15 protein-coding genes are annotated in these 22,822 nt (G+C 40.7%); 12 read left to right on the forward strand and 3 right to left on the reverse strand.

The annotated features are described in order from the left end of the window. The first annotated feature begins 9 nt into the window (after nucleotides 1-9). Nucleotides 10-882: a PfkB family carbohydrate kinase gene (locus BUC07_RS04015; RefSeq protein WP_073165894.1), complete on the forward strand. Its 873-nt coding sequence runs from the start codon at nucleotides 10-12 to the stop codon at nucleotides 880-882. 32 nt (nucleotides 883-914) lie between these two features. Beyond that, a complete protein-coding gene (locus BUC07_RS04020; RefSeq protein ID WP_073165897.1) occupies nucleotides 915-2,849 on the forward strand; it encodes a SpoIIE family protein phosphatase in 1,935 nt (644 codons plus the stop codon). Between the two features lie 28 nt (nucleotides 2,850-2,877). Here BUC07_RS04020 and BUC07_RS04025 read toward each other — a convergent pair whose 3' ends face one another. Further along, nucleotides 2,878-5,409, reverse strand: a complete 2,532-nt coding sequence (locus BUC07_RS04025; RefSeq protein WP_073165900.1) for an ATP-dependent Clp protease ATP-binding subunit — start codon at nucleotides 5,407-5,409, stop codon at nucleotides 2,878-2,880. A 262-nt stretch (nucleotides 5,410-5,671) separates the two neighbouring features. Here BUC07_RS04025 and gyrA point away from each other — a divergent pair, with 262 nt between their 5' ends. The 8 genes from gyrA to BUC07_RS04065 all read left to right on the forward strand — a co-directional run bounded on the left by gyrA (nucleotide 5,672) and on the right by BUC07_RS04065 (nucleotide 18,036). Beyond that, entirely contained in the window at nucleotides 5,672-8,206 is a 2,535-nt protein-coding gene (gyrA, locus tag BUC07_RS04030) for a DNA gyrase subunit A (protein ID WP_217652642.1), read from the forward strand. Nucleotides 8,207-8,304: 98 nt separating this feature from the next. Next, entirely contained in the window at nucleotides 8,305-9,486 is a 1,182-nt protein-coding gene (locus BUC07_RS04035) for a tetratricopeptide repeat protein (RefSeq protein WP_073166070.1), read from the forward strand. Nucleotides 9,487-9,979: 493 nt separating this feature from the next. Further along, nucleotides 9,980-10,672 carry a MotA/TolQ/ExbB proton channel family protein gene (locus BUC07_RS04040; protein ID WP_073165903.1) on the forward strand — a complete coding sequence of 231 codons (693 nt, stop codon included), beginning with the start codon at nucleotides 9,980-9,982 and terminating at the stop codon, nucleotides 10,670-10,672. 10 nt (nucleotides 10,673-10,682) lie between these two features. Then, a complete protein-coding gene (locus tag BUC07_RS04045; RefSeq protein WP_073165905.1) occupies nucleotides 10,683-11,093 on the forward strand; it encodes an ExbD/TolR family protein in 411 nt (136 codons plus the stop codon). Further along, nucleotides 11,094-12,122 (forward strand): cell envelope integrity protein TolA, encoded by a 1,029-nt coding sequence (gene tolA / locus BUC07_RS04050; RefSeq protein WP_073165908.1) that lies wholly within the window; start codon nucleotides 11,094-11,096, stop codon nucleotides 12,120-12,122. It begins immediately after the preceding gene. Nucleotides 12,123-12,227: 105 nt separating this feature from the next. After that, nucleotides 12,228-14,528 carry a GH92 family glycosyl hydrolase gene (locus BUC07_RS04055; protein WP_073165911.1) on the forward strand — a complete coding sequence of 767 codons (2,301 nt, stop codon included), beginning with the start codon at nucleotides 12,228-12,230 and terminating at the stop codon, nucleotides 14,526-14,528. A gap of 38 nt (nucleotides 14,529-14,566) precedes the next feature. Beyond that, the gene (locus BUC07_RS04060) at nucleotides 14,567-15,493 is read left to right on the forward strand and encodes a YitT family protein (RefSeq protein WP_073165914.1); all 927 of its coding nucleotides are present in this window, start codon (nucleotides 14,567-14,569) and stop codon (nucleotides 15,491-15,493) included. 254 nt (nucleotides 15,494-15,747) lie between these two features. Continuing rightward, a complete protein-coding gene (locus tag BUC07_RS04065; protein ID WP_073165917.1) occupies nucleotides 15,748-18,036 on the forward strand; it encodes a patatin-like phospholipase family protein in 2,289 nt (762 codons plus the stop codon). Between the two features lie 16 nt (nucleotides 18,037-18,052). Here the strand turns inward: BUC07_RS04065 and BUC07_RS04070 are convergent, their stop codons facing one another. Continuing rightward, nucleotides 18,053-19,879, reverse strand: a complete 1,827-nt coding sequence (locus BUC07_RS04070) for a glycoside hydrolase family 16 protein (RefSeq protein ID WP_073165920.1) — start codon at nucleotides 19,877-19,879, stop codon at nucleotides 18,053-18,055. Nucleotides 19,880-20,061: 182 nt separating this feature from the next. Here BUC07_RS04070 and BUC07_RS04075 point away from each other — a divergent pair, with 182 nt between their 5' ends. Together BUC07_RS04075 and BUC07_RS04080 are read left to right on the forward strand one after the other, a co-directional pair. Further along, nucleotides 20,062-20,931 carry a nucleoside phosphorylase gene (locus tag BUC07_RS04075; protein ID WP_139279463.1) on the forward strand — a complete coding sequence of 290 codons (870 nt, stop codon included), beginning with the start codon at nucleotides 20,062-20,064 and terminating at the stop codon, nucleotides 20,929-20,931. A 5-nt stretch (nucleotides 20,932-20,936) separates the two neighbouring features. Continuing rightward, entirely contained in the window at nucleotides 20,937-21,809 is an 873-nt protein-coding gene (locus BUC07_RS04080; protein WP_073165925.1) for a transglutaminase family protein, read from the forward strand. A 4-nt stretch (nucleotides 21,810-21,813) separates the two neighbouring features. On the opposite strand, the gene BUC07_RS04085 is transcribed toward BUC07_RS04080, so the two are convergent. After that, nucleotides 21,814-22,812 carry a sugar phosphate isomerase/epimerase family protein gene (locus tag BUC07_RS04085; protein WP_073165928.1) on the reverse strand — a complete coding sequence of 333 codons (999 nt, stop codon included), beginning with the start codon at nucleotides 22,810-22,812 and terminating at the stop codon, nucleotides 21,814-21,816. Nucleotides 22,813-22,822 lie beyond the last annotated feature (10 nt).

The raw sequence follows: 22,822 nt of genomic DNA on the forward strand, positions 1-22,822 counted from the left end.
ACTGGGTTTATGAATGAATATACCGGCCTTTTCGTTGGCTTAACAACCATCGATATTCAATATTTTGTTGATTCGTTTCCCACATCCAACAGAAAGGTAAAAACAGTACCACCCGCTATTTTAACCGGTGGGCCGGCAACCAACGCGGCCGTTGCATTTTCCTTCCTTAATAATCAGGCCTGTTTGGCCACTGCTGTTGGAAGCAATTCATTTTCAGCATTCATAAAAAATGACCTAAAAAAATGCAGTGTTCATCATTTCGATTTAGTTGAAAATCAATCAAAAAATGTTGTACTTGCCTCGGTTGTTACTTCACTTGGAAATGGCGACCGTACGATTTTTACCCATCATCCTGAGAAAATTAAGCCGGAAATTACACCTGCCAAACTTTTGGCAGATACCAATCCGAAAATCCTGATGATAGACGGATTTTACCCGGAATTCAGCATCCAGTGTGCCCAAATAGCAAAAGGAAAAGGGATTACTGTTGTGTTGGATTGTGGGAGCTGGAAGCCACAGTTTTCTCAACTTATTCCACTTGCCGATGTGGCCATTTGTTCTTCCGATTTTTTTCCACCAAATTGCAGCAGCACAATTCAGGTGTTTGATTATTTACATAAAAATGGAATTAAAAATGCTGCTGTTTCGCGGGGAGGCAAGAGCCTGCTATATTCCGACGGGCAGGAGAGGGGAGGAATGGCAGTTGAAAAAGTAGCTGTTAAAGACACGCTCGGAGCCGGTGATTTCCTTCATGGAGCATTTTGTTATTATTATCTCGACACTGATTTTAATTTTAAAAATGCGCTGAAACATGCGTCAAAACTGGCAAGTTTCACCTGCCGGTACCCGGGAACAAGAGATTGGTTAAAATTTGGCAATTAAACGCTATTATGAAAAATTTTACTTAAATTGTAATGGAGAATAATTTAAAGTTTGAAGGAAGGGTAATGTTCAATAAATCCATTGCATACCGGTTAAGCATTTATATTTCGCTTGCTGTTATTGGTGTTTTCGTAATATTTATACTGGCCTCGTATTTTTTTAACCAGAAACTGCTTCGCGAAAACATTGAAAATAAAGCCATTAGTTTAAGCTCAGAAATTAACGGACAACTCAGCAGAAACACCTCGGTTACCCGCGAAATAACCTTGAATATTGCTGACCAGGTAATTTATTACGGCAGGAATAACGATACTGAGAAACTGCTTTCTATCATAATGAATAAGTATCCGTTCATTAATGCCATTCATGTTAAACTCGATTCGGTAATTTCTGTTTCGGAACATAATTTTTTAATGGGAAGGGCAGGAGACAGCCTGGTGTTTGAAAGCGGGGAAAGTGAAATTTACAATTGCAAAAAAGAAAACGAAATTTTTAAAACGATAGGCCAGAATGAAAGTGGCTGGACCGAGCCGTATAAATGTAAGGAAACCAATAATTTTATTGTGTCATTTCATTGCCCCGTTACGGTTGAAGAAGAGAACAACCGGAAACGTTCGGCAGGTTTTGTATTTTGCGAATTGTCGCTTTCTGAACTGAATGAAATTATCAACAGCATTAAAATTGATGGTAATGGTTATGCTTTTTTAACCACCAAAAATGGGGAATACATTACCCACCCTGACGAAGAAAGAATCCTGAACCAGAATTTATTTTCGCTGCCATCAAAAGTTATCGATCAAAACAGAATTAATATTTCAGAAATTCTCAGTAATAACCAGAGTGGTTCGGCAATCGTTTATCCCGAAATACTGGATTATGAAAAAAGCTGGGTTTATTTTACCCCAACCAACGAGAACAGGTGGTTTTTAATTTTTGTAACGCCTTACAATCAACTCTTCAGTGAGCTTTATTTTCTCACTTTACGAATGCTGTTTTTTGCGGTGCTCGGCATCATCATCATCTATTTCATTATTACTTTTATTTCAAACAGGCTGATTGAACCCTTGAGCGCAGTAACGTCTCAGCTCACTAAGTTCAGTAGGTCGGGCGAAAAAGGTACACCAAAATCATTAAACGAAATTCAGCAATTGTCAGACAGCCTTACTTACCTGAAATCGTGGTTTGAAAAATATCGGCTTAGCCAGGATCAGGAAGAAATCAGGAGCTCCCGCCGAAAACAGGACCTGATGCAGGCATATGAAATTCAGCAAAGTCTAATAAAAACCGATTTTCCCGCATTCCCGGAAAGAGACGATATTGATTTGTACGCCATTTACAAACCGGCCAGGAGCATTGGGGGCGATTTGTTCGACTATTTTTTCATTGATGAAAACAGACTGCTATTCACTATTGGTGATGTTTCAGGAAAAGGTATCCCGGCCGCAATTTTTATGAGTATCGCACAAACTGTTATTAAAACAAATACGTCGTACAAAAAAGCGAAAAATATTGTTTCGCGGGTGAACAACGATTTATCAACCAATAATCAGCACCAGTATTTTTTAACCCTGTTCCTGGGTATTTTAAACATGGAAAATGGAGAGTTGAATTATTGCAACGCCGCTCATACTCCCGCATTTATTCTTAAAAAAAACGGAGAAATAACAGAACTTGGACAATCGCACGGTTTACCACTTGGCATTTATCCTGATAAAAAATATAAAGACGACAAGATAAAACTCGATTCGGGAGATAAAATAATTCTATATACTGATGGCTTAAATGAACTTACCAATATTGACAAAAAACAATTTGGAATTGAACGTCTTAAATCGCAGGTAGCCGAATTGAAAAATTTATCGCCAGCGCAAATGCTTGCCGAAATTGAAAGAAACCTTGACTTGTTTCAGAGAGGAACAACTCAAAACGATGATATTTGCGTGTTTGTTATTGAATACAAAGCATAAAAAAAGCCTGGCAAAACCAGGCTCTCAATTAATTTTTGCTTACTTCTTTTTTATTCGATAAAATTCGTATCAACAATTTTTCATGCTTTTTGTCAAAACCAACCGAAATGGTATCGCCTTCTGTAACTGAGGCTTTAATGATTATTTCTGCCATTTCATCCTCAAGGTATTTTTGAATGGCCCGTTTTAACGGTCTTGCACCAAACTGTGGATCAAAACCTTTTTCAGCAAGGAAATCCTTGGCAGCGGGCGAGATTTTCAGTTTGTAATTTAATGATTCTACCCGGCTGTAAAGGTCTTTCAGCTCAATATCAATAATCTGATGAATGTGTTTTTGATCCAGTTGATTGAAAGTTACCACATCGTCAATTCGGTTAAGGAATTCGGGCGCGAAGGCCTTTTTTAGTGCTTTTTGCACAATGTACTTCGCATGCTCGTTATCCGACTGAGCTCCCTTATTGACAGCAAACCCAACTCCCCGGCCAAAATCTTTTAATTGGCGGGTACCAATATTTGAGGTCATTATTATTATGGTATTTCTGAAATCCACACTTCTTCCCAGGCTGTCAGTCAAACGTCCTTCATCAAGCAACTGCAGCAGAATGTGAAATACATCAGGGTGTGCTTTTTCCATTTCGTCGAGCAGTACAACCGAATAAGGTTTGCGGCGCACTTTTTCGGTTAATTGTCCGCCTTCTTCGTAGCCAACATATCCGGGAGGCGCACCAACCAAACGTGATACGGAGAATTTCTCCATGTATTCACTCATGTCAATTCTGATTAACGAATCAAGGCTGTCGAAAAGATAAGTGGCCAGCACTTTTGCAAGCTGTGTTTTACCTACTCCTGTTGGCCCCAGGAAAATGAAGGAGCCAATTGGCCGGTTCGGATCTTTCAATCCTGCGCGGTTACGCTGAATTGCTTTTACAATTTTCTGGATGGCATCATCCTGACCAACAACCCGTTTTTTAATGTCTTTGCCCATATTCATCAGGCGTTTGCCTTCGGCCTGGGCAATGCGCTGGACAGGTACTCCTGACATCATTGCAACTACTTCTGCAACTTTGTCGTCGTTAACCGTTTCGCGGTGGTTTATTAATTCTTTTTCCCAGTTTTCTTTTTCTTCATCGAGAAGTTGAAGCAGGTTCTTTTCTTTATCCCTGAAATTGGCAGCCAATTCAAAGTTTTGGCTTTTTACAGCTGAAATTTTTTCTTCTTTGGTTTTTTCAATTTTTTCTTCCAGCTTCACAATTCGGTCGGGGACATTAATATTGGCAATATGCACGCGAGAACCAGCTTCGTCTAATGCATCAATGGCTTTATCGGGTAAGTACCTGTCAGAAATATAACGTTCAGTGAGTTTTACACAGGCATTAATTGCTTCCGGAGTATAGTTAACGTTGTGATGGTCTTCGTACCGGCTTTTAATATTATTCAGGATTTCAATGGTTTCGTCAACTGTGGTGGCTTCAACCATTACTTTCTGAAAACGACGCTCCAGGGCACCGTCTTTTTCAATGTGTTGCCTGTATTCGTCGAGTGTAGTGGCACCAATGCATTGAATATCGCCGCGTGCCAGTGCGGGTTTGAGCATATTGGCGGCATCGAGCGAACCAGTTGCACCGCCGGCTCCAACTATGGTGTGTATCTCGTCGATAAACAGAATGACGTTGTTCACTTTTGTCAGCTCATTTAATATGGCTTTCATGCGTTCTTCAAATTGCCCACGGTATTTTGTTCCGGCAACAATAGAAGCGATATCAAGACTAACCACACGCTTGTCAAAAAGAATCCGTGACACTTTTTTACCCACAATGCGCAGGGCAAGTCCTTCGGCAATAGCTGATTTACCAACGCCGGGCTCGCCAATTAATATGGGATTGTTTTTCTTTCGGCGGCTGAGTATTTGTGCCAGTCGTTCAATTTCTCTTTCACGGCCAACGATGGGGTCCAGGCTGTTTTCTTCGGCCAGTTTGGTAATGTCAATCCCAAAATTATCGAGTACCGGAGTATCTGATTTGGGGCCTCCGCCGGCGCTCTTTTTACCTCCTTGTCCTCCGGGGCCTCTCGAAAAAGCTCCTGCGGGCTCATCATCTTCACTATCCGGAAAATCTGACTTTGCCTCCGGGCTTTTATAATCTTTCATCTGCGATTTAACAATGTAATAATTCACGCCAAATTCAACTAAAATCTGAGTTGCAATATTACTGCTGTCTTTTAGGATAGCCAGAAGTAAATGTCCGCTGTTTGCAGTCGGGCTTTTGAAAGAGCGTGCTTCCAGGTATATCAGTTTAAGTGTTTTTTCGGCAGCTTTCAACATGGTTAAATCAGCTTTCCCGTCAATCGATTTTTCAAATTTTATCTTTTTTTCAACCAGCTGTTTAATTTCTGCCAAATTAACACCTAAATTTTCAAGTATGTCAGTTGCTACACCTTCACCGTCACGCAAAATACCAAGGAACAAATGCTCTTGTCCAATGTAATCATTCCCCAGTCGTATTGCTTCCTCCCGGCTGTAACCTATAATGTCTTTTATTCTTGGTGAAAATTGAGAATCCATATTTATTTAAAATTTTACTTTATTCAACAAATACTATTCCTAAAAGTTGAATTACTAAATTACTCAAAATCGAACTGCAAATTTAATAATACGCTGCAAAGTTTTAAAGATTTAATATGAATGAACGCCCGCCCACAGTTAATTTGTTAATATCTTAAAAGTACCCGATGCTTAAATCCAGCCATTTTATGCCCTTTTGACAGATGATTTTACTATTTTTGTGGGTCGTTTTTAAAACGATGATATTTTTTCATAAAAGAGAATGAGCGAAATGAACGAAGGAGAAAGAATTATTAAGATAAACATTGAAGAGCAGATGAAATCTGCTTACATCGACTATTCAATGTCGGTTATTGTTTCGCGTGCATTGCCCGATGTGCGCGATGGTTTTAAACCGGTACACCGCAGGGTACTTTACGGTATGTTTGATTTAGGAATACTCTCAAACCGGTCGTATAAAAAATCCGCAAGAATTGTAGGTGAAGTTTTAGGTAAATACCATCCTCATGGAGATTCGTCAGTGTATTTTACAATGGTAAGGATGGCCCAGACATGGTCGCTGCGTTACCCGTTAGTTGACGGACAGGGAAACTTTGGCTCTGTTGACGGTGACAGCCCCGCTGCTATGCGTTACACCGAGGCAAGAATGGCAAAAATAGCTGAAGCAACACTTGCTGACCTCGATAAAAATACTGTTGATTTTCAACCCAACTTCGATGAATCGTTAACTGAACCAACTGTGCTGCCCACACGCATTCCGCAGCTGTTGATCAATGGTTCGTCAGGTATTGCGGTTGGAATGGCTACTAATATGCCACCGCACAATTTAACCGATTCAATTAACGCCATTGCTGCCTATATTGACGATCCTGAAATTTCTATTGATGAACTGGTTGAAATAATCAAAGCTCCGGATTTTCCTACCGGCGGTATTATTTATGGCTACCAGGGGGTGAAAGATGCTTATGAAACAGGACGAGGCAGAATTGTAGTAAGGGCTAAGGCACACATTGAAAATGAAGGTGGAAGAGAAAAAATAGTAGTTACTGAAATTCCGTACCTGGTTAACAGGGCCGAAATGATTCAAAAAACTGCTGACCTTGTTAACGAGAAAAAAATTGAAGGCATTTCAAATGTCAACGATGAATCGGGCAGGGACGGTATGCGCGTGGTTTACGATTTAAAAAGGGACGCAATGAGTAATGTGGTCCTGAATAAGTTGTATAAATATACCCAGTTGCAGAATTCATTTAGTGTGAATAGCATTGCACTGGTGAACGGCAGGCCAGAAATGCTGAACCTCAAAGATATTATCAAACACTTTGTAAATCACAGGCACGAAGTAGTTGTGCGCCGGACCGAATATGAACTTGACCAGGCTCAAAAACGGGCACATATTCTGGAAGGACTAATTATTGCCAGTGACAATATTGATGAAGTTATCGCAATAATTCGTGGTTCCTCAACACCCGACGAAGCAAGGGGAAAACTCATCGAACGATTTGAGCTTTCTGAACTTCAGGCAAGGGCTATTGTTGAAATGAGACTACGTCAGTTAACTGGTCTCGAGCAGGATAAGCTCCGGAAAGAGTTTAATGAGATTATGGAACAGATTGAATATTACAAGAAAGTTCTTGCTGATGTAGATCTGCGCATGGAGATCATTAAAGAGGAGCTCGAGGAAATAAAAGAAAAATTTGGAGACGAACGCCGTACTGAACTGATTCCCAATGCAGAAGAGTTTAACCCCGAAGATTTTTATGCTGATGAAGACATGGTAATTACCATCTCTCACATGGGATACATTAAGCGCACACCGCTTTCCGAATTCCGCACACAGGGAAGGGGAGGAGTTGGCGCAAAAGCCGGAACCACCCGCGATGAAGATTTCCTACAGCATATCTTTATTGCCTCAATGCACAACACTTTGCTGTTGTTTACCGAATCAGGAAAATGCTATTGGCTGAAAGTTTATGAAATCCCGGAAGGAACCAGGACTTCGCGCGGCAGGGCAATGCAAAATATATTGAATATAAGTTCCGAGGATAATGTGCTTACCTACATAAGGGTTAAAACACTCGCTGATGAAGAGTTTATCAACAACAATTACATTTTGCTGGCCACTAAAAAAGGTGTCATCAAAAAGACCAAACTGGAAGCATATTCAAGACCACGTCAGAACGGAGTAAATGCCATTTCTATCAGGGAAGGGGATGAGCTGCTGGAAGCCCGCCTCACCAACGGCGAGAGCGAAATAATGCTTGCCGGACGGTCAGGAAAAGCTATTCGCTTCCCCGAATCGAAAGTACGGGCAATGGGCCGGACAGCTTCCGGAGTAAGAGGAATTACCCTTGCCAGCGAAAATGACGAAGTTATTGGAATGGTGTGTGTGCAAAACGGCCACGAAGATATCCTTGTGATTTCTGAAAATGGTTATGGAAAACGCTCAAAAATAGATGATTACAGGGTTACTAACCGAGGAGGGAAAGGTGTTAAAACAATTAACATAACTCCAAAAACCGGTGACCTTATCACAATAAAAAGTGTTTCTGACGATAACGATTTGATGATCATTACAGAACACGGTCTCACTATCAGGCTGGCTGTGAACACTATTTCAATGTTGGGACGTGCTACCCAGGGAGTTCGACTGATAAACCTGAAAGAAGAAGATAGTATCGCATCAGTTGCCAGGGTAGTTAATGAAGCAAAAGAAGAAATCGGTGATGAGGAAATCGAAGGTGGTGATGAGAATAGTGAGTCTCCGGATGAACCTAACGAAAACAACGATAATTAATTAGAAAAAGAATAAATTAAAATAATTTTATTTTGTAATTTGAATTAAACTATTATTCGTAATATTTTTGTGAAAATTAAATTTTAAAAATGAATACAATGAAAAGAACTATTATTCTGTTGAACCTGGCAATCTTAATTGTTCTGGCTAGCTGTTCTCCCAGGACAAAAGTTACCAGTTCTCAAAACCTGAAAGATACAGGAAAGTTAAGTGAAGCGGTTGAAACTATTGAACAGGCCATCGATCCAAACCAGGAAAAAGCGGACAAAACATTGACCTGGCCAAAAACCTGGGAGGTGAGAGGTGAAATTTACCAGGCCATCTACCAATCGGAAGATGAAAGTGTTAAAAAATTATCAGAAGACCCTTTAACTGAGGCTTTTGAATCGTATAAAAAAGCACTTGATCTGGATGAAAAAGATAGGTTTGCGAACAGCGTAAAAGTAAAACTTACATTGCTGAGCAACGACCTTACCAACCAGGCTGTTGAAGCTTTTAACGAAGAAAATTACGAAAAAGCACTGAAATCATTTGAGCAAATACTGGCCATTAACGAGATGGATGTGATTAAGCAAGACAATCCTGAAGCTGTTGATACGGTTATTATTTTCAATGCCGGATTAGCTGCGTATAACTCACAAAACTACGACAAAGCAGTTGAATATTACGAGGAAGCTGCCAAGCATGGTTATAACGGAGCCCGTACATACAGCCTGATTGCCAATGCACACCAGTTAAATAAAGATACAGTTGCAGCTCTTGAGTCGTTGCAGGAAGGCTTCGAAAAATACCCCAACAATAACGACATTCTCACTAGTATGATTCAGTTGTACCTGGACATGGAACAAACTGAAGAAGCAATGAAATACCTGGATATGGCAATTAAACAGGATCCCAATAATGCAACTTTCCATTTTGCACAGGGTACATTGCATGAAAAGGTTGAAAATAAAGAAAAAGCGATTGAAGCTTATAAAAAAGCAATTGAGATCGATTCTGATATGTTTAATGCCAATTATAACCTGGGGGCGCTTTATTATAATGAAGGCGTAGAACAAATTGAGTTTGCCAATACTATTCCAACCAGCGAAAATGAACGCTACCAGGAGGAATTGGCAAAAGCCGACAAATGGTTTAAACTGGCACTTCCGTACATGGAAAAATGCCATGAAATTCAGCCAGATGATAACATGACCATGGAATCACTAAAAAACTTGTATTACCGTTTGAAAATGATGGATAAATACAATGAAATGCTCGAAAAATTAGGACAATCATAATTTTAGAATAGAAAGGAGAGACTAAATAACTCTCCTTTTTTAATACATATTCTATTTAACTTAATATCAATTATAGGACAAAGGTGTTTATTTGATATTTTTGGAATACCACACAGAATACGTCCAGCTTCTGCTGGTTTGCATAAAATCAGTTATCGCGACTGGTAAGTCCGATAACGGCAAAGATTTTATGTAAAAGTTTGCACAGTGTTTTTTACGAAATGTTTTTCCTATAAATTACTGGGCCTTGTTATAATCAATTCAAGCAAATTAAACGCACAAAACCCACGCTTTAAAATCTGATATTCTTAACAACCGGGCAAAAATTATTTTTTACGCCATTCTCAGGAAGTTAAAACCTGATTGTTCATAACTTCTGTTTTCATCTACTAATTGATATTAACCCGTTGTATAATATTCGTTATTTTTGTCGTTAATAATATTTATGACTGAAGTTCGTTTTGTTTAAAATTAAAAGGAAATCTAAAATCTCATGTTGAAACTTTTATTGATCCAGGCAGATATTACCAATGAATTGGATACACTTGCCACAGAACCTGAAGGAATTTCTACCAAGTTTATCGACCTTGCTTTAAAAGGCGGATGGATAATGATTCCGATAATTTTGCTGTCGGTTATCGCAGTATATATTTTTTTCGACCGCTATTTTGCCATTAAAAAAGCCGGAAAATTTGATACCCAGTTACTGGAAAAAATTAAAATTTACATTACCAGTGGCAAAATTGACGAAGCAACAACAATTTGCCGTAACAATTCCAATCCGGCATCGCGCATGATCGAAAAAGGAATCAGCCGCATTGGAAGGCCGCTAACCGATGTAAATTCAGCCATTGAAAACGTGGGAAACCTCGAAATTTCAAAGCTTGAAAAAGGATTGCCAGTCCTGGCGTCAGTTGCCGGAGGTGCGCCCATGATTGGCTTTTTGGGTACAGTTATGGGGATGATTCAGGCATTTTACGATATGGCCAATGCCGGCAATAATATTGATGTAACTCTTTTATCGTCAGGTATTTACCAGGCTATGGTAACTACTGTTGCCGGACTTATTGTGGGGATTATTGCCTACTTCGCCTATAACATTCTGGTTACCAATGTGGAAAAAGTAATTTTCAAAATGGAAGCTGCCACTTCCGAGTTCCTGGATTTATTGAACGAACCAGCATAAAACAGATAATATGGCATTAAAACGAAGAAACAAAGTGAATTCAACATTCAGCATGTCATCAATGACTGATATTGTTTTTTTGTTGTTGATTTTTTTCATGGTGACTTCTACACTGGTGGCACCCAATGCGTTAAAATTATTGCTGCCGCAAAGCAATAACCAAACCGCGGCAAAGCCAATTACAACCATATCAATAACAAAAGATATTAAATATTATATTAATGATGATGGTGCATTAAAACGTGTATCGTTTCAGGAAATCGAACCATTTCTGCGTGAAAGGTACGGCGTTGGAAACGACGATATTTACATTTCGTTGTATGCCGAAAAATCAGTTCCGTGGGACGAAGTGGTAAAAATTATGAACATTGCACGCCGGAATAAGTATAAAATGATAGCAGCAACTGCGCCGGAGAATTAAATGAGTTTTTATAAAAAACATAAAAAAGGTATTATCGGAACAATTATTTTTCATGTAATTGTTCTGCTCTTACTAACATTATTTGGTTTTTTTACGCCGTTTCCATTGCCGGGTGAAGAAGGAATCCTGGTTAATTTTGGCGACAGCGAGCAGGGCCTTGGCCAAATGGAACCGCGCCCGCAGCAACGTCAGCCTGAACCGGCAGAACCTGTACAGCAACAGGAAGAAACAACTCCCCCACCTCCGCCCCCGGCAACAACTCCACCGGCAACCCAACCCGAGCAGGCCGAAGAGGAAGCCATGACACAGGATTACGAAGAAACAGCCGCCATTGATGCCGCAGAAAAACGCAGGCAGGAAGAAGAAGAAAGACAACAGCGGATTGAGGAAGAGCGCCGGAGGCAACAGGAGCTGGAAGAACAGCGCCAACGCGAACAGGAAAGAGAGCGTCAGGCTGAAATTGAACGGCAGCGACAGGAAGAGCTGGAAAGACAACGACAAGCCGAACTGGAACGCCAGCGTAAGCTGGAAGCCGAACGCAAACGCCGTGAAGAAGAACAAAGGCGGATTGAAGAAATTAATGCCCGGGCACAGGGTGCTTTTGGCGGAAGTGAAGAAGGAACTACCGGCCAGGGCACCAGCGACAGCCAAAGCCAGGGCGCTACATTCCCGGGTGGAAACCAGGGCGTACCAACCGGTGATGCCAATGCCGAAAACTACGGGCCGGGAGGAAGCGGCTCGGGTGACCAGGGAACCGGCATTTCATATAGCCTGAGCGGACGCACCGCAAATTCGCTCCCAAAACCCCGCTACCCCGGAAACGATGAAGGCCTTGTGGTAGTGAAAGTTACAGTTGATAAATATGGTACCGTTACAGCGGCAGAACCCGGAGCAAGGGGAACAACCATTATGGATCAAAGTTTCTGGAACGAAGCCAAACAAGCAGCAATGAAAGCCAAATTCAATATTGATGAAGATGCTCCTGCATTTCAGCAGGGTACAATTTCATACCGCTTCAGGCTCGATTAATACTGAAATTTTTCCAAAATCATGTATTTCTCCTTCATTAAAACCAAAAGTTTCTTCTATTTTTGGGGACACAAATTTTTTAATGAATAAACCGAAAATTAAGGCATGAGAGCATCATCAATTTTTATTTTATTAGCCGCAGTTTTATTTTCTGCTTGTGAGCAAACCTCTACAACAACAAACAGTTTTTTGAAAGATCCTGTTGAACTGGTTAACCCGCTTATGGGTACCGATTCGGAGTTCAGCCTGAGTAACGGAAATACCTACCCGGCAATTGCACGTCCATGGGGAATGAATTTTTGGGCGCCACAAACCAATACCATGGGCAATGGCTGGATGTACCAGTACGATGCCTACAAATTACGAGGTTTTAAACAAACACACCAACCGAGCCCGTGGATTAACGATTACGGCCAGTTTTCAGTTTTTGCCACCACCGGCAAACCTGTTTTTAACGAAAAGGAACGAGCCAGCTGGTTTTCGCACAAGGCTGAAACTGTTAAACCCTACCACTACGAAGTTTATCTTGCTGATTATGATATAGAAACAGCTTTTACAGCAACCGACCGGGCTGCCATGTTCCAGTTCAATTTTCCGGAAAACGACAGTTCACAAATCATTGTGGATGCTTTTGATGGCGGTTCTTACATAAAAGTAATTCCTGAAGAAAATAAAGTGGTTGGCTACACAACCAAAAACAGCGGAGGCGTTCCGGCAAATTTCAAAAACTGGTTTGTGGTGCAATTCAGCAAGCCTTTCGAAACGTATTACACCACCGACAATAAAAAGCTTTATCAGAATAAAACTGAACAGGACGTTTACCATGCCGGAGCAATTCTTCAGTTTGAAACAGAGAGTGATGAAAAAATCCAGCTCAATATTGCATCGTCATTCATTAGCCTCGAGCAGGCAGAACTGAACCTGGAACGCGAAATCGGTTCAAAATCATTTGATGAACTTTTAGTTGAAGGGAAAGAAGTTTGGAACAAAGAACTTGAAAAAATTAAAGTTCAGACCAGCAATATCGATAACGCGAAAACCTTTTACAGCAGCCTGTACCGGGTTTTGTTGTTTCCCCGCAAGTTTTACGAATACAACGCTGATAATGAAATTGTTCATTACAGTCCTTACAACGGAGAAGTGTTGCCCGGTTACATGTTCACCGACAATGGATTCTGGGACACATTCAGGGCGGTTTTTCCGTTTTTTACATTCATGTATCCTGAACTGAACAGCCAGATTATGCAGGGGCTGGTAAACACCTATAAAGAAAGCGGGTGGTTGCCCGAGTGGGCCAGTCCGGGACACCGCGATTGCATGATCGGTTCCAACTCGGCATCGCTCATTGCCGATTCGTATTTGAAAGGAATTCGTGGCTACGATATAGAAACGCTTTACGAAGCCATCCTGAAAAATACGCAGGCTGAAGGCCCTGTTTCTTCAGTTGGCCGCCTTGGTGCCGAATATTACAATGATTTGGGATATATTCCCTACGATGTTGGAATTCGTGAAAACACAGCACGCACCCTCGAATATGGATACGCCGATTATTGCATTGCAGAGCTTGCAAAAGCACTTGACAAACCAGAGGATGAAATTGAAAAGTTTGAAAAAAGGGCCCAAAACTACCGCAATGTTTTCGATCCGGAAACCAACCTGATGCGCGGGAAAAATGAGGACGGAACATTCCAGTCGCCTTTCAATCCATATAAATGGGGCGATGCATTTACCGAAGGCAACAGCTGGCACTACACATGGAGTGTCTTTCATGATGTGGAAGGCCTTGCACAACTCATGGGCGGACACGACGGTTTTGTGGCCATGCTCGATTCTGTATTCGAAGTCCCACCAATTTTCGACAACTCTTATTACGGCATTACAATTCACGAAATCAGGGAGATGCAGGTTGTTAATATGGGAAATTATGCACACGGCAACCAACCTGTTCAGCACATGATTTACCTCTATAATTATGCCGGGCAATCCTGGAAAACGCAGCAGCACATCCGCGAGGTACTCACAAAACTTTATCAGCCAACACCTGACGGTTATTGTGGCGATGAAGACAACGGCCAAACTTCGGCCTGGCACGTGTTTTCCTCACTCGGATTTTACCCCGTGTGCCCCGGAAATCCTGAATATGTAATAGGCTCTCCCCTGTTCGAAAAAGTACAGATTGACTTGCCCAGCGGTAAATCACTTACCATTGAGGCACCCGGAGCCGACGAACATTTTTATATCCAGAATGCCAGTTTTCAGGGTGAAAAACTGGACAAGTCTTATTTGACACATGAAGAACTGCTGGATGGAGGAACACTCTATTTTGAAATGGGAAAATCACCACAGAAAAATTTATGGACAAAACCTGAAAATTTTCCAACATCGGTGACAAAAATCAATGAATAATTCCGCTGGTTTACTGTCATTTGTACTAAAAACATAAAATGGCATTCTTACCTAAGCAAAAGTTATTCAGCAGGCAATGGTTTATTGACTATTCCCTCATTCTTTTTGGCTCAATCGTTCTTGCGGCGGGATATGTATATTTTATTTCGCCGCATAAAATTGTGCCTGGTGGGGTTTACGGGATTGCAATTGTGGTTCACTACATGACCGAAGGTGTCTTCCCTTTTTGGCCTGAAGGAATTCCCATTGGTTTATTTGGCCTGGTGCTCAATATTCCGCTTACCATTGCAGGTATTAAAATTCTGGGGCCGCGCTTTGGTATAAAAACCATTGTTGGATTTGTGCTGGCTTCGGTTTTTATCGATTTTATTACATGGCTGCGCCCCGACGGTTATGCGCCGCTGGTTACTGACGTGCTGCTCTCGTGTGTATTTGGCGGAGTGCTCATTGGAGTTGGTCTAGGACTGATTTTCAAGTCGAGAGCAACCTCGGGTGGCTCCGATATTATTGCCATGATTATTGCAAAATATACGCAGCTTCAACTCGGGAAACTAATGATTTATGTCGATTCGGTTATTGTATTGCTGGGACTGGCCGTTTTTCAGGACTGGCACATTCCACTCTACTCGCTCATTGTAATTTACATTACCGGCCGGGCCATCGATTTGATTCTTGAAGGTGCGGACTACAACAAAGCATTGTTAATTGTTTCGAACAAACACATGGAAATTAAGCAGAAGATTTTGAAGGACCTGGAGCGTGGCGGTACATTTCTGAAAGGAGAAGGCATGTTTACCGGTGAGGATAAGCATATTATTTACACAGTGGTGAGCCGACGCGAAGTTGCTATACTGGAAGAATACATCAGCAGAATTGATCCTGATGCATTTATTACTGTAATGGACGCCCGAGAAATTCTGGGCGAAGGATTTCAAAACCTAAGCAAGAAAATTGAAGATAAATAGTGTTTTCACTATGTTGAGGGGGCGCTTTGTCGTTCAAATTTGGTAGTGTTCGCAATTCACATGTAAATTTCGACTATTCGCCGGAAAAATTCTATGAAATCCTTAAAACAGAATTCAGGAAACATTATATTTTGTAAATTTGGTGAGGTTCAGAAACATCAAAAAAAGCTATGATGAAACGCCCATATAAAATTTTTTCTCAAGGAAATAACTAATCAGGGAGTTTCGTCTGTTTTGCAAATAAGAGAATACAGATGAAAAGATTTCTCCTTTTATTAATATTGATTTTTGCCACCTGGTCATTATCTGCTCAGTCAGTTGGGCTGGTGCTTAGCGGAGGTGGTGCCAAAGGAATTGCCCACATAGGCGTTATCCGCGTTTTGGAAGAAAACAATATTCCAATCGATTACATTTCAGGAACTTCTATTGGCGCTATTGTAGGTGGCTTATATGCAGCCGGTTATACCCCCGATGAAATGGAAGAGCTTTTCCGTTCTGATGATTTTTATTTTTGGTCAACCGGCCGAATTCAGGAAGAATACAGGTATTATTTTAACCAGCCTGAACAAGATCCTTCTTGGATTGAGTTAAGAGTTGAAAAACAGGAAGATAAACTAAAGTTACTGCCCCCAACAAGTATTATTCCGGAAAAGCAAATGGATTTTGCATTTATGGAGCTGCTTGCTTCAACAAATGCCGCCTGCAAAAATAACTTTGACAGCCTGATGATTCCCTTCTTTTGTATTGCCACCGATGTGTATAACAACAAGCCGGTTGTTTTAAGGAAAGGCGACCTGGGCGAAGCAATCCGGGCGTCCATGACCGTACCTTTGTATTTTAAACCCATAAAAATTAACGATACGCTTTTATTTGACGGAGGAATTGTAAATAATTTCCCGCACGATTTTATGCAGAAATTTCATGAACCTGATATTATAATCGGTCATAAAGTGGCAGATGATTCGAAGGCTCCTGAATCAGATAATGTTGTGGCACAAATTGCCAATATGGTTATGCGCCCTACCAACTATAAAATTCCGGAGGAAAAAGGCATGTTAATGGAAACCAAATTTGAAAATGTGGGCCTTCTCGATTTTCAAAAATTTGAACTCATTAACCAAATGGGAACAGAAACGGCAGAACAATTTATTGATAGTATAAAACAGCGAATTGAGCGCCGGGTTTCGCCTACTGAGCTCAAACGTAAAAGGCAGGAATTCAACCTTCAAAAACCGGATCTTTATTTTCAAAACATTCAGGTTGAAGGTGTTGAAGACCCCATGCAACGTAAATTTATCATCCAGTCGATAAAACACCGTTACAATGTGGTTTCGCTGAGCTCGCTTAAAAAAGAATATTTCAAATTGATTGCCGATGACCATTTGCGTTCGATAAGGCCAATTGCCCATTACAACAGGGCAACAGGTTATTTTGATTTGCACCTGAAAGTTGTGCCCGAGAAAAAATTCAGGGTAAATATTGGAGGAAATATTTCAACAAAACCCATAAACCAGGGATTTGCAAGCATTGACTACCGCACTTACCAGGGGCGGGCCTACACGCTTAGCTCAAATATCTATTTCGGGCGGTTTTACAGCTCATTCAAAGTGGGCGGGCGAATTGATTTTCCCACTTCCCTGCCCTTTTACCTGTCAGGGTATTCAACCCTCAACAGATGGGATTTTTTCTCTTCCAGCTCCGAGCCGTTTTTTGAAGACGTCAGGCCGCCGTATATTATCCAAAATGATTATAACTTCCGCACCGAAGCGGGCATTCCGCTTGGACTTCATTCAAAATTATATGGTAATGTAATTTTTGCCAATTCAGATGACGAGTATTACCAGACAGAAAAATTCAGAAAAGAAGATGAACCTGATAAAACAAAGTTTACTGCTTTTGTTTCCAGACTCGGAATCGAAAATAACTCCCTGAATTACAAACAGTTTGCCACGGAGGGGGAATTTAACTGCATTTCGCTAAATTACATTACCGGAAAAGAAACCCATGAGCCGGGCACAACCTCTTCAACTTCAATATCAAAAGAACAAAACCACCGCTATTTTCTGGGGAAAGCCTCCTCATTAAAATATTGGGACATTGGAAGTAAATTTACAGTTGGCACGCAGGCAGAAGCCGTATTCAGCAATAAAAACCATTTTCAGAATTACCGTTCAACGCTTTTGGCTGCCCCGGGGTATTATCCAACGCCAAACAGCAAAACAATGTTTATTGAAAATTTTCATGCCAACAATTACCTCGCCGGAGGATTGAAACTGCTCTGGCATTTTACTTCGTCCTTACATTTGCGGGTAGAAGGTCATGGATTTGTTCCGCTGAAAGAAGAACAGAAAAACGATGATCTGACAGCTTTTAATAATTCGAAGATTTTCAACCGTTATTATTTACAGGGAATGGCCGCCATGGTTTATCATACGGGGCTTGGTCCAATTAGTCTGTCATTTAATTATTACGAAAAACCCAATACAAAATTTTACCTGTCGCTGAATTTCGGATATACCATTTTCAACAAACGCGGGATATAATTATATTGGTGTGTTTTCATTTTTTTCGGTAACATTTTACCCAGTCGGTTTCGAAACGGACAGGAAGTTTTGAACCCGGAACATCAAAAATAACCAGGCTGAACATGTTAATATGCATTTTGAAGTTAACCAACGAATTGTTCATTTGTAAGACCTCTGTATCATTGATTTTCCAGGTAAGTGTGGATCCGGATTTAACGAAGGTGAAAATATACCACTTGTTCTTTTTCAGATTTGAAATATCGAGACCTTCCACGGTTAATTTTCCGTTTTCGCTGCTGCTGGCTACTCCCAGGCGGTTTTTTGTGCCCATTTCAAGCAAGTTAATCCGTGGCGAATTCTTTTCGCCCTGCAATAAAAACGAACTGACCACCTCTTTCACAGGATTAAATTTTATTTTTGCTTCAAAAATCCCGTCTTCCTGCCAGAAACTTTTCCCTGAAGAAACAATTCCGGATGTAAAATCGAATTCAGTGGGGACAAAACCAGCCGGCATCTGCCATACCAGTCCATCTGATTTTTCGCGGCGGGTTTCAATAACCAGCTTGTTGCTTATTTCCACATTTTTGCCTTCGGTAAAAACCTGCAAATCGCCCGGCATGGAATAATTTCCGCCGGGCAATCCTTCGGCCCACAACGATTTCACCGACCATTTTTGTTCATCCAGCCTTCCACTTGTAAAATTATCCTCGAAACTCACCTGCCACTCTTTAAAAAACCGGAAAGCATCCGTATCTTTATAGTTGAAATACTTAATCAGGTGGGGCATTTTTTTCATTTCGAGGTACTGCTGCTCTTTGGCAAAATCATCCGTTTTTTCCCACTTTTTATCGTCTTCTAGGTACGCTTTCCGCTTTTTAAATTCATCGGAGGTTACAATGGCATCAAGCTCCATGAAACGTTTTAAATCCATGGAATCTTTTACATCATAATAATTTTTGAGGGCTGCTGATTTTTCAAACTTCAGGAAAAATTTCACATCGCTGTCAGCGGCAAGCTCTTTAAAACGTTTGTACTTTTTATACGCTTCGGTTTTTTCAAACTTTTTCTTGTCTTTCAGGTATTCAACACGTTTTTGAAAAGCCTCACTTTCAACTTCTGTTTTTAGCTCATTTAACCGTTTAAGATTATAGCTGTCAGCCGTTTCATGATATAATTTCAACTTTTTCGAATGCTCGAATTTCAGGTACGATTTAATTTCCGAGTCCTTTTTGAGCTTTTTAAACTCTTCATGTTTCTGTTTTTCGCTGTTGGGCAGGTTTTTCAGTTCAAAATATCTTTTCAGCTTTTCCGACTCATAAAACGAATTGTGCTGTTCCAGTTGTTTCGAACCATGTAATTCGAAATAGGCTTTTATTCCCGGTAGTTTCTGCAACTTGTTGTACTCCTTCAGCTTTCGCTGTTCGGTTGAATTCTTAAATACATCGAGCGCAACTTCGTCTTTTTCCTTTTTATATTCCCCTTTTTCAATAAAATCGAGCAACAACCGGTATTCTTTTATTTTATCAGATTCTTTCAAGGCCTGAAAACGCCTGAAATCTTCCGAACCATTAACATAGAAATAGTCTTTAAATGGTTTGGAATTTTTCAGCTTTTCATACTCGTGAAGTTGGTTGTGCTCTTTGCTGTTTTTAAAATGAAGCGCCTGGATTTCAGCTTTGCGCTTTTTGAATTCATCTGATTCAATAATTTTTTTCAATTCAATAAAATCAGATAATTCCTTCGATCCAGCAACTTTATTGAACTCTTTGAAATCGTTATACAGCAATTCGCGCTGCATTTCAATTTTTTCAACGGGCTTGATTTTACCCAGGAGCTGAAGGGAAAATATTTTAAAAGACATGGGCTGGTTTTTATTGTTTATGTGTTCAAAAATAGAAATTAAAAGAAACATTCGGCTGAAAGTTTTAAACAATTTCGGCTGATTAAAAGAAAAATATCCGATTTAACTGTTTATATGTTTTGAGATTATCCATTGGCAGGGAACCTTATTTTAAATAATTTTATCTGCTCAAAATAATTAAAATGATTGAAGCATCTGAACTTATATTAAATAGCGATGGCTCGGTTTTCCATTTGCACCTGAAACCAGAAAATCTTGCAGACCAGGTTATTCTGGTAGGCGATCAGGCACGGGTTGAAACCATCTCCGGTTTTTTCGACAAAATTGATTTTACCACTCAAAATCGTGAATTTAAAACAGTTACGGGCTGGTATAACAATAAACGAATGAGTGTCCTTTCCACCGGAATTGGAACCGATAATATTGATATTGTACTGAACGAACTGGATGCCCTGGCAAATATTGATTTTGAAAAGAGGGAGATAAAAACGGATAAAAGGTCGCTGAATATCGTGCGGATTGGTACTTCCGGCGGCCTGCAATCCAATTTGCCGGTGAATTCGTTTGTAGTTTCCCGGAAATCAATTGGATTTGACGGAATGCTTGCTTTTTATGCCAATCACGAAAGTTACTGCGATGGCGCTTTCGAAAAAGCGTTCAGGCAGTTTACCGGTTGGAAAAGCTCACTCCCCTCTCCTTACGTGGTTGATGCTTCCGAAGTTTTGCTTTCAAAGTTTAACACGCCGGATTTCAAAACCGGGGTAACCATTTCGGCTCCGGGTTTTTATGGCCCGCAAGGCAGAGTTTTACGATTAGGCCTGGCCATGCCCGAATTAAACCGGATTATTGAGCAATTTTCTTATAACAATTTGAAAATTACCAATTTTGAAATGGAAAGCTCAGCCATTTACGGGCTTTCAAAAATGCTGGGACATAACGCGTTAACAATATGTTTGATTATTGCAAACAGGGTTACCCGCGAGGCCAATGAAAATTACCGCGCTGAAATGAAGAAACTGATCAAAAAAGTGCTCGACGTCTTAACAAAATAGACATTATGAACAAAAAAAAGCTAAATGCTTTAATCAATTTGCTGGACGACCCCGATCAAATGGTTTTTGAAGCCGCAGAAAAAGAGCTGCTAAAAGAAAACAACAGTATTATTTCAGATTTGGAAGAAAAATGGGAATCCAGTTATGATGAAATGTACCAGGAACGCATTGAAAACCTGATTCAGGATTTGCAGTTCAGGGAAACTAAAAAGCTGATGAACAAGTGGATTCATTCTGAAAAAAATGATTTGCTTGAAGGCTTTCTTGCCGTTGATCGTTTTCAGTATCCTGACATTAATTTACTGGGGATTTATAAGAAAATTGAAAAGATTGAAAAAACAATTTGGCTGGAGCTGAATAATTCACTTACACTGCTTGAAAAAACTACCATTATCAATCATTTTATTTTCAATATTAATGGATTCTCAGTCAATCACAACAACCTGTTCTCGCCGCAAAACTGTTTTTTAAATCAGTTGCTCGACACTAAAAACGGCAACCCGGTTTCTATCGGGATTTTCTATACGCTGATTGCCCGCAGACTGGGCTTATCCGCGCATTTTGCCGATTTCCCGAAAAACCCGCTGGTGGCAATTGTGGATCGCGAACTGGCCAAAAAAGTGCATGGGGACGACACAAAAACCAACGTGCTTTTTTATATTAACCCGTCAAATAAAGGCTCCATTACCAGCCGCAAGGAAATTGATTATCACCTGAAGAAAAACAATTACAGCCCAACCGATTATTTTGCCGAGCCAAAACACGATTTATATTTCATAAGACGTCTGTTGGAGTCGCTTCTGGAATCGTACCAGTCAATTGGATACACCGAAAAAATGGAAAAAATCCGGGAACTCATTTGGCTGTTCCCGGAATAACAAATCATACCAAAATATTTTTGCAGTAATTCACGCACTTTATTATTTCTTTTTGCGCATCGGAATTAGCAGGAACATTGTATTCCAGCTCAATGTCGCAGTAAATGGGCCATTCGTTTTCCTGTATCAGGTTCAAAATATCGGCAATGGGCGTGTCGCCTTCTCCCCAGGGCATATTGGTATTAGCCGGATTTGCATTTTTCCCGGTTTTGTCTTTCATATGAATGCTGAAAATCTGGTCGTGCAGCCTTTCAATTAATTCGTTGGGGTGTTTGCCCGTTGCCCCAAAATAGTGGCCAGCATCAAAGTTCAGCATATTTTTGGGTGAGTAGGCTAAAAATTCATCGAAGTTGAAATCGGGGTTCCCGGGCTGGGCGTGATTGTGGTAAATGGCGTACATGTTATGCTTTTCGGCAAATTTTCCTAACCGCTTGCAGGCGTCATGGCCAATTTCGTTTGTAATTCCCTTGGCACCTAAAGCTTTGGCGGCTTCAAAGGCATAATCGGTTTCTTCATCGCTCCAGTTGGCCGGCGAAAACTTCACAATATGAATATTCACTCCGGCTTTCTTGTACAATTTTCGTAACTCTTTATACTTTTTCATGGAAACCGACAAGCGCCATTCGCGTTGTCTTTCAGCTGCTGCTTCAGCTTTTTTTCGATATTCATCACGCTCTTCATCAGAAAGTTGAGCGTCACGGGGTGGTCGTGGTGGCATTGGCGGAATACCGGCAAACTCTTCGGCCACATTGCCCATCAATTCGATAGAACTGATGCCTGCCTCGACACAATAATTTAAAATATCCTGGGCGGAACCGGGCATGCTACGCCAGCTGTAAGTGATAGCTCCAATTTGTACACCGCCAAATTTTGAATCAGGCTTGCTTTTCATCAGCGAATTTCCGTAACTGAGCGGCGTAAAAGCAATTGCTGCCGTTGCCGCTGCTGTTGTACCAATAAATTTGCGGCGGGAAATGCTGTTGTTTTTGTCATTTTTGTTCATAATCGATATT

This window comes from Tangfeifania diversioriginum (assembly GCF_900141875.1).
Lineage (GTDB): Bacteria > Bacteroidota > Bacteroidia > Bacteroidales > Prolixibacteraceae > Tangfeifania > Tangfeifania diversioriginum.

What these genes read in the sequence shown, in the direction of transcription:
- BUC07_RS04015 (WP_073165894.1), top strand. Translation starts at nt 10, where the DNA reads ATGAATGAATATACCGGCCTTTTCGTTGGCTTAACAACCATCGATATT.
- BUC07_RS04020 (WP_073165897.1), top strand. Translation starts at nt 915, where the DNA reads ATGGAGAATAATTTAAAGTTTGAAGGAAGGGTAATGTTCAATAAATCC.
- BUC07_RS04025 (WP_073165900.1), bottom strand. Translation starts at nt 5,409, where the DNA reads ATGGATTCTCAATTTTCACCAAGAATAAAAGACATTATAGGTTACAGC.
- gyrA (WP_217652642.1), top strand. Translation starts at nt 5,672, where the DNA reads ATGAGCGAAATGAACGAAGGAGAAAGAATTATTAAGATAAACATTGAA.
- BUC07_RS04035 (WP_073166070.1), top strand. Translation starts at nt 8,305, where the DNA reads ATGAAAAGAACTATTATTCTGTTGAACCTGGCAATCTTAATTGTTCTG.
- BUC07_RS04040 (WP_073165903.1), top strand. Translation starts at nt 9,980, where the DNA reads ATGTTGAAACTTTTATTGATCCAGGCAGATATTACCAATGAATTGGAT.
- BUC07_RS04045 (WP_073165905.1), top strand. Translation starts at nt 10,683, where the DNA reads ATGGCATTAAAACGAAGAAACAAAGTGAATTCAACATTCAGCATGTCA.
- tolA (WP_073165908.1), top strand. Translation starts at nt 11,094, where the DNA reads ATGAGTTTTTATAAAAAACATAAAAAAGGTATTATCGGAACAATTATT.
- BUC07_RS04055 (WP_073165911.1), top strand. Translation starts at nt 12,228, where the DNA reads ATGAGAGCATCATCAATTTTTATTTTATTAGCCGCAGTTTTATTTTCT.
- BUC07_RS04060 (WP_073165914.1), top strand. Translation starts at nt 14,567, where the DNA reads ATGGCATTCTTACCTAAGCAAAAGTTATTCAGCAGGCAATGGTTTATT.
- BUC07_RS04065 (WP_073165917.1), top strand. Translation starts at nt 15,748, where the DNA reads ATGAAAAGATTTCTCCTTTTATTAATATTGATTTTTGCCACCTGGTCA.
- BUC07_RS04070 (WP_073165920.1), bottom strand. Translation starts at nt 19,879, where the DNA reads ATGTCTTTTAAAATATTTTCCCTTCAGCTCCTGGGTAAAATCAAGCCC.
- BUC07_RS04075 (WP_139279463.1), top strand. Translation starts at nt 20,062, where the DNA reads ATGATTGAAGCATCTGAACTTATATTAAATAGCGATGGCTCGGTTTTC.
- BUC07_RS04080 (WP_073165925.1), top strand. Translation starts at nt 20,937, where the DNA reads ATGAACAAAAAAAAGCTAAATGCTTTAATCAATTTGCTGGACGACCCC.
- BUC07_RS04085 (WP_073165928.1), bottom strand. Translation starts at nt 22,812, where the DNA reads ATGAACAAAAATGACAAAAACAACAGCATTTCCCGCCGCAAATTTATT.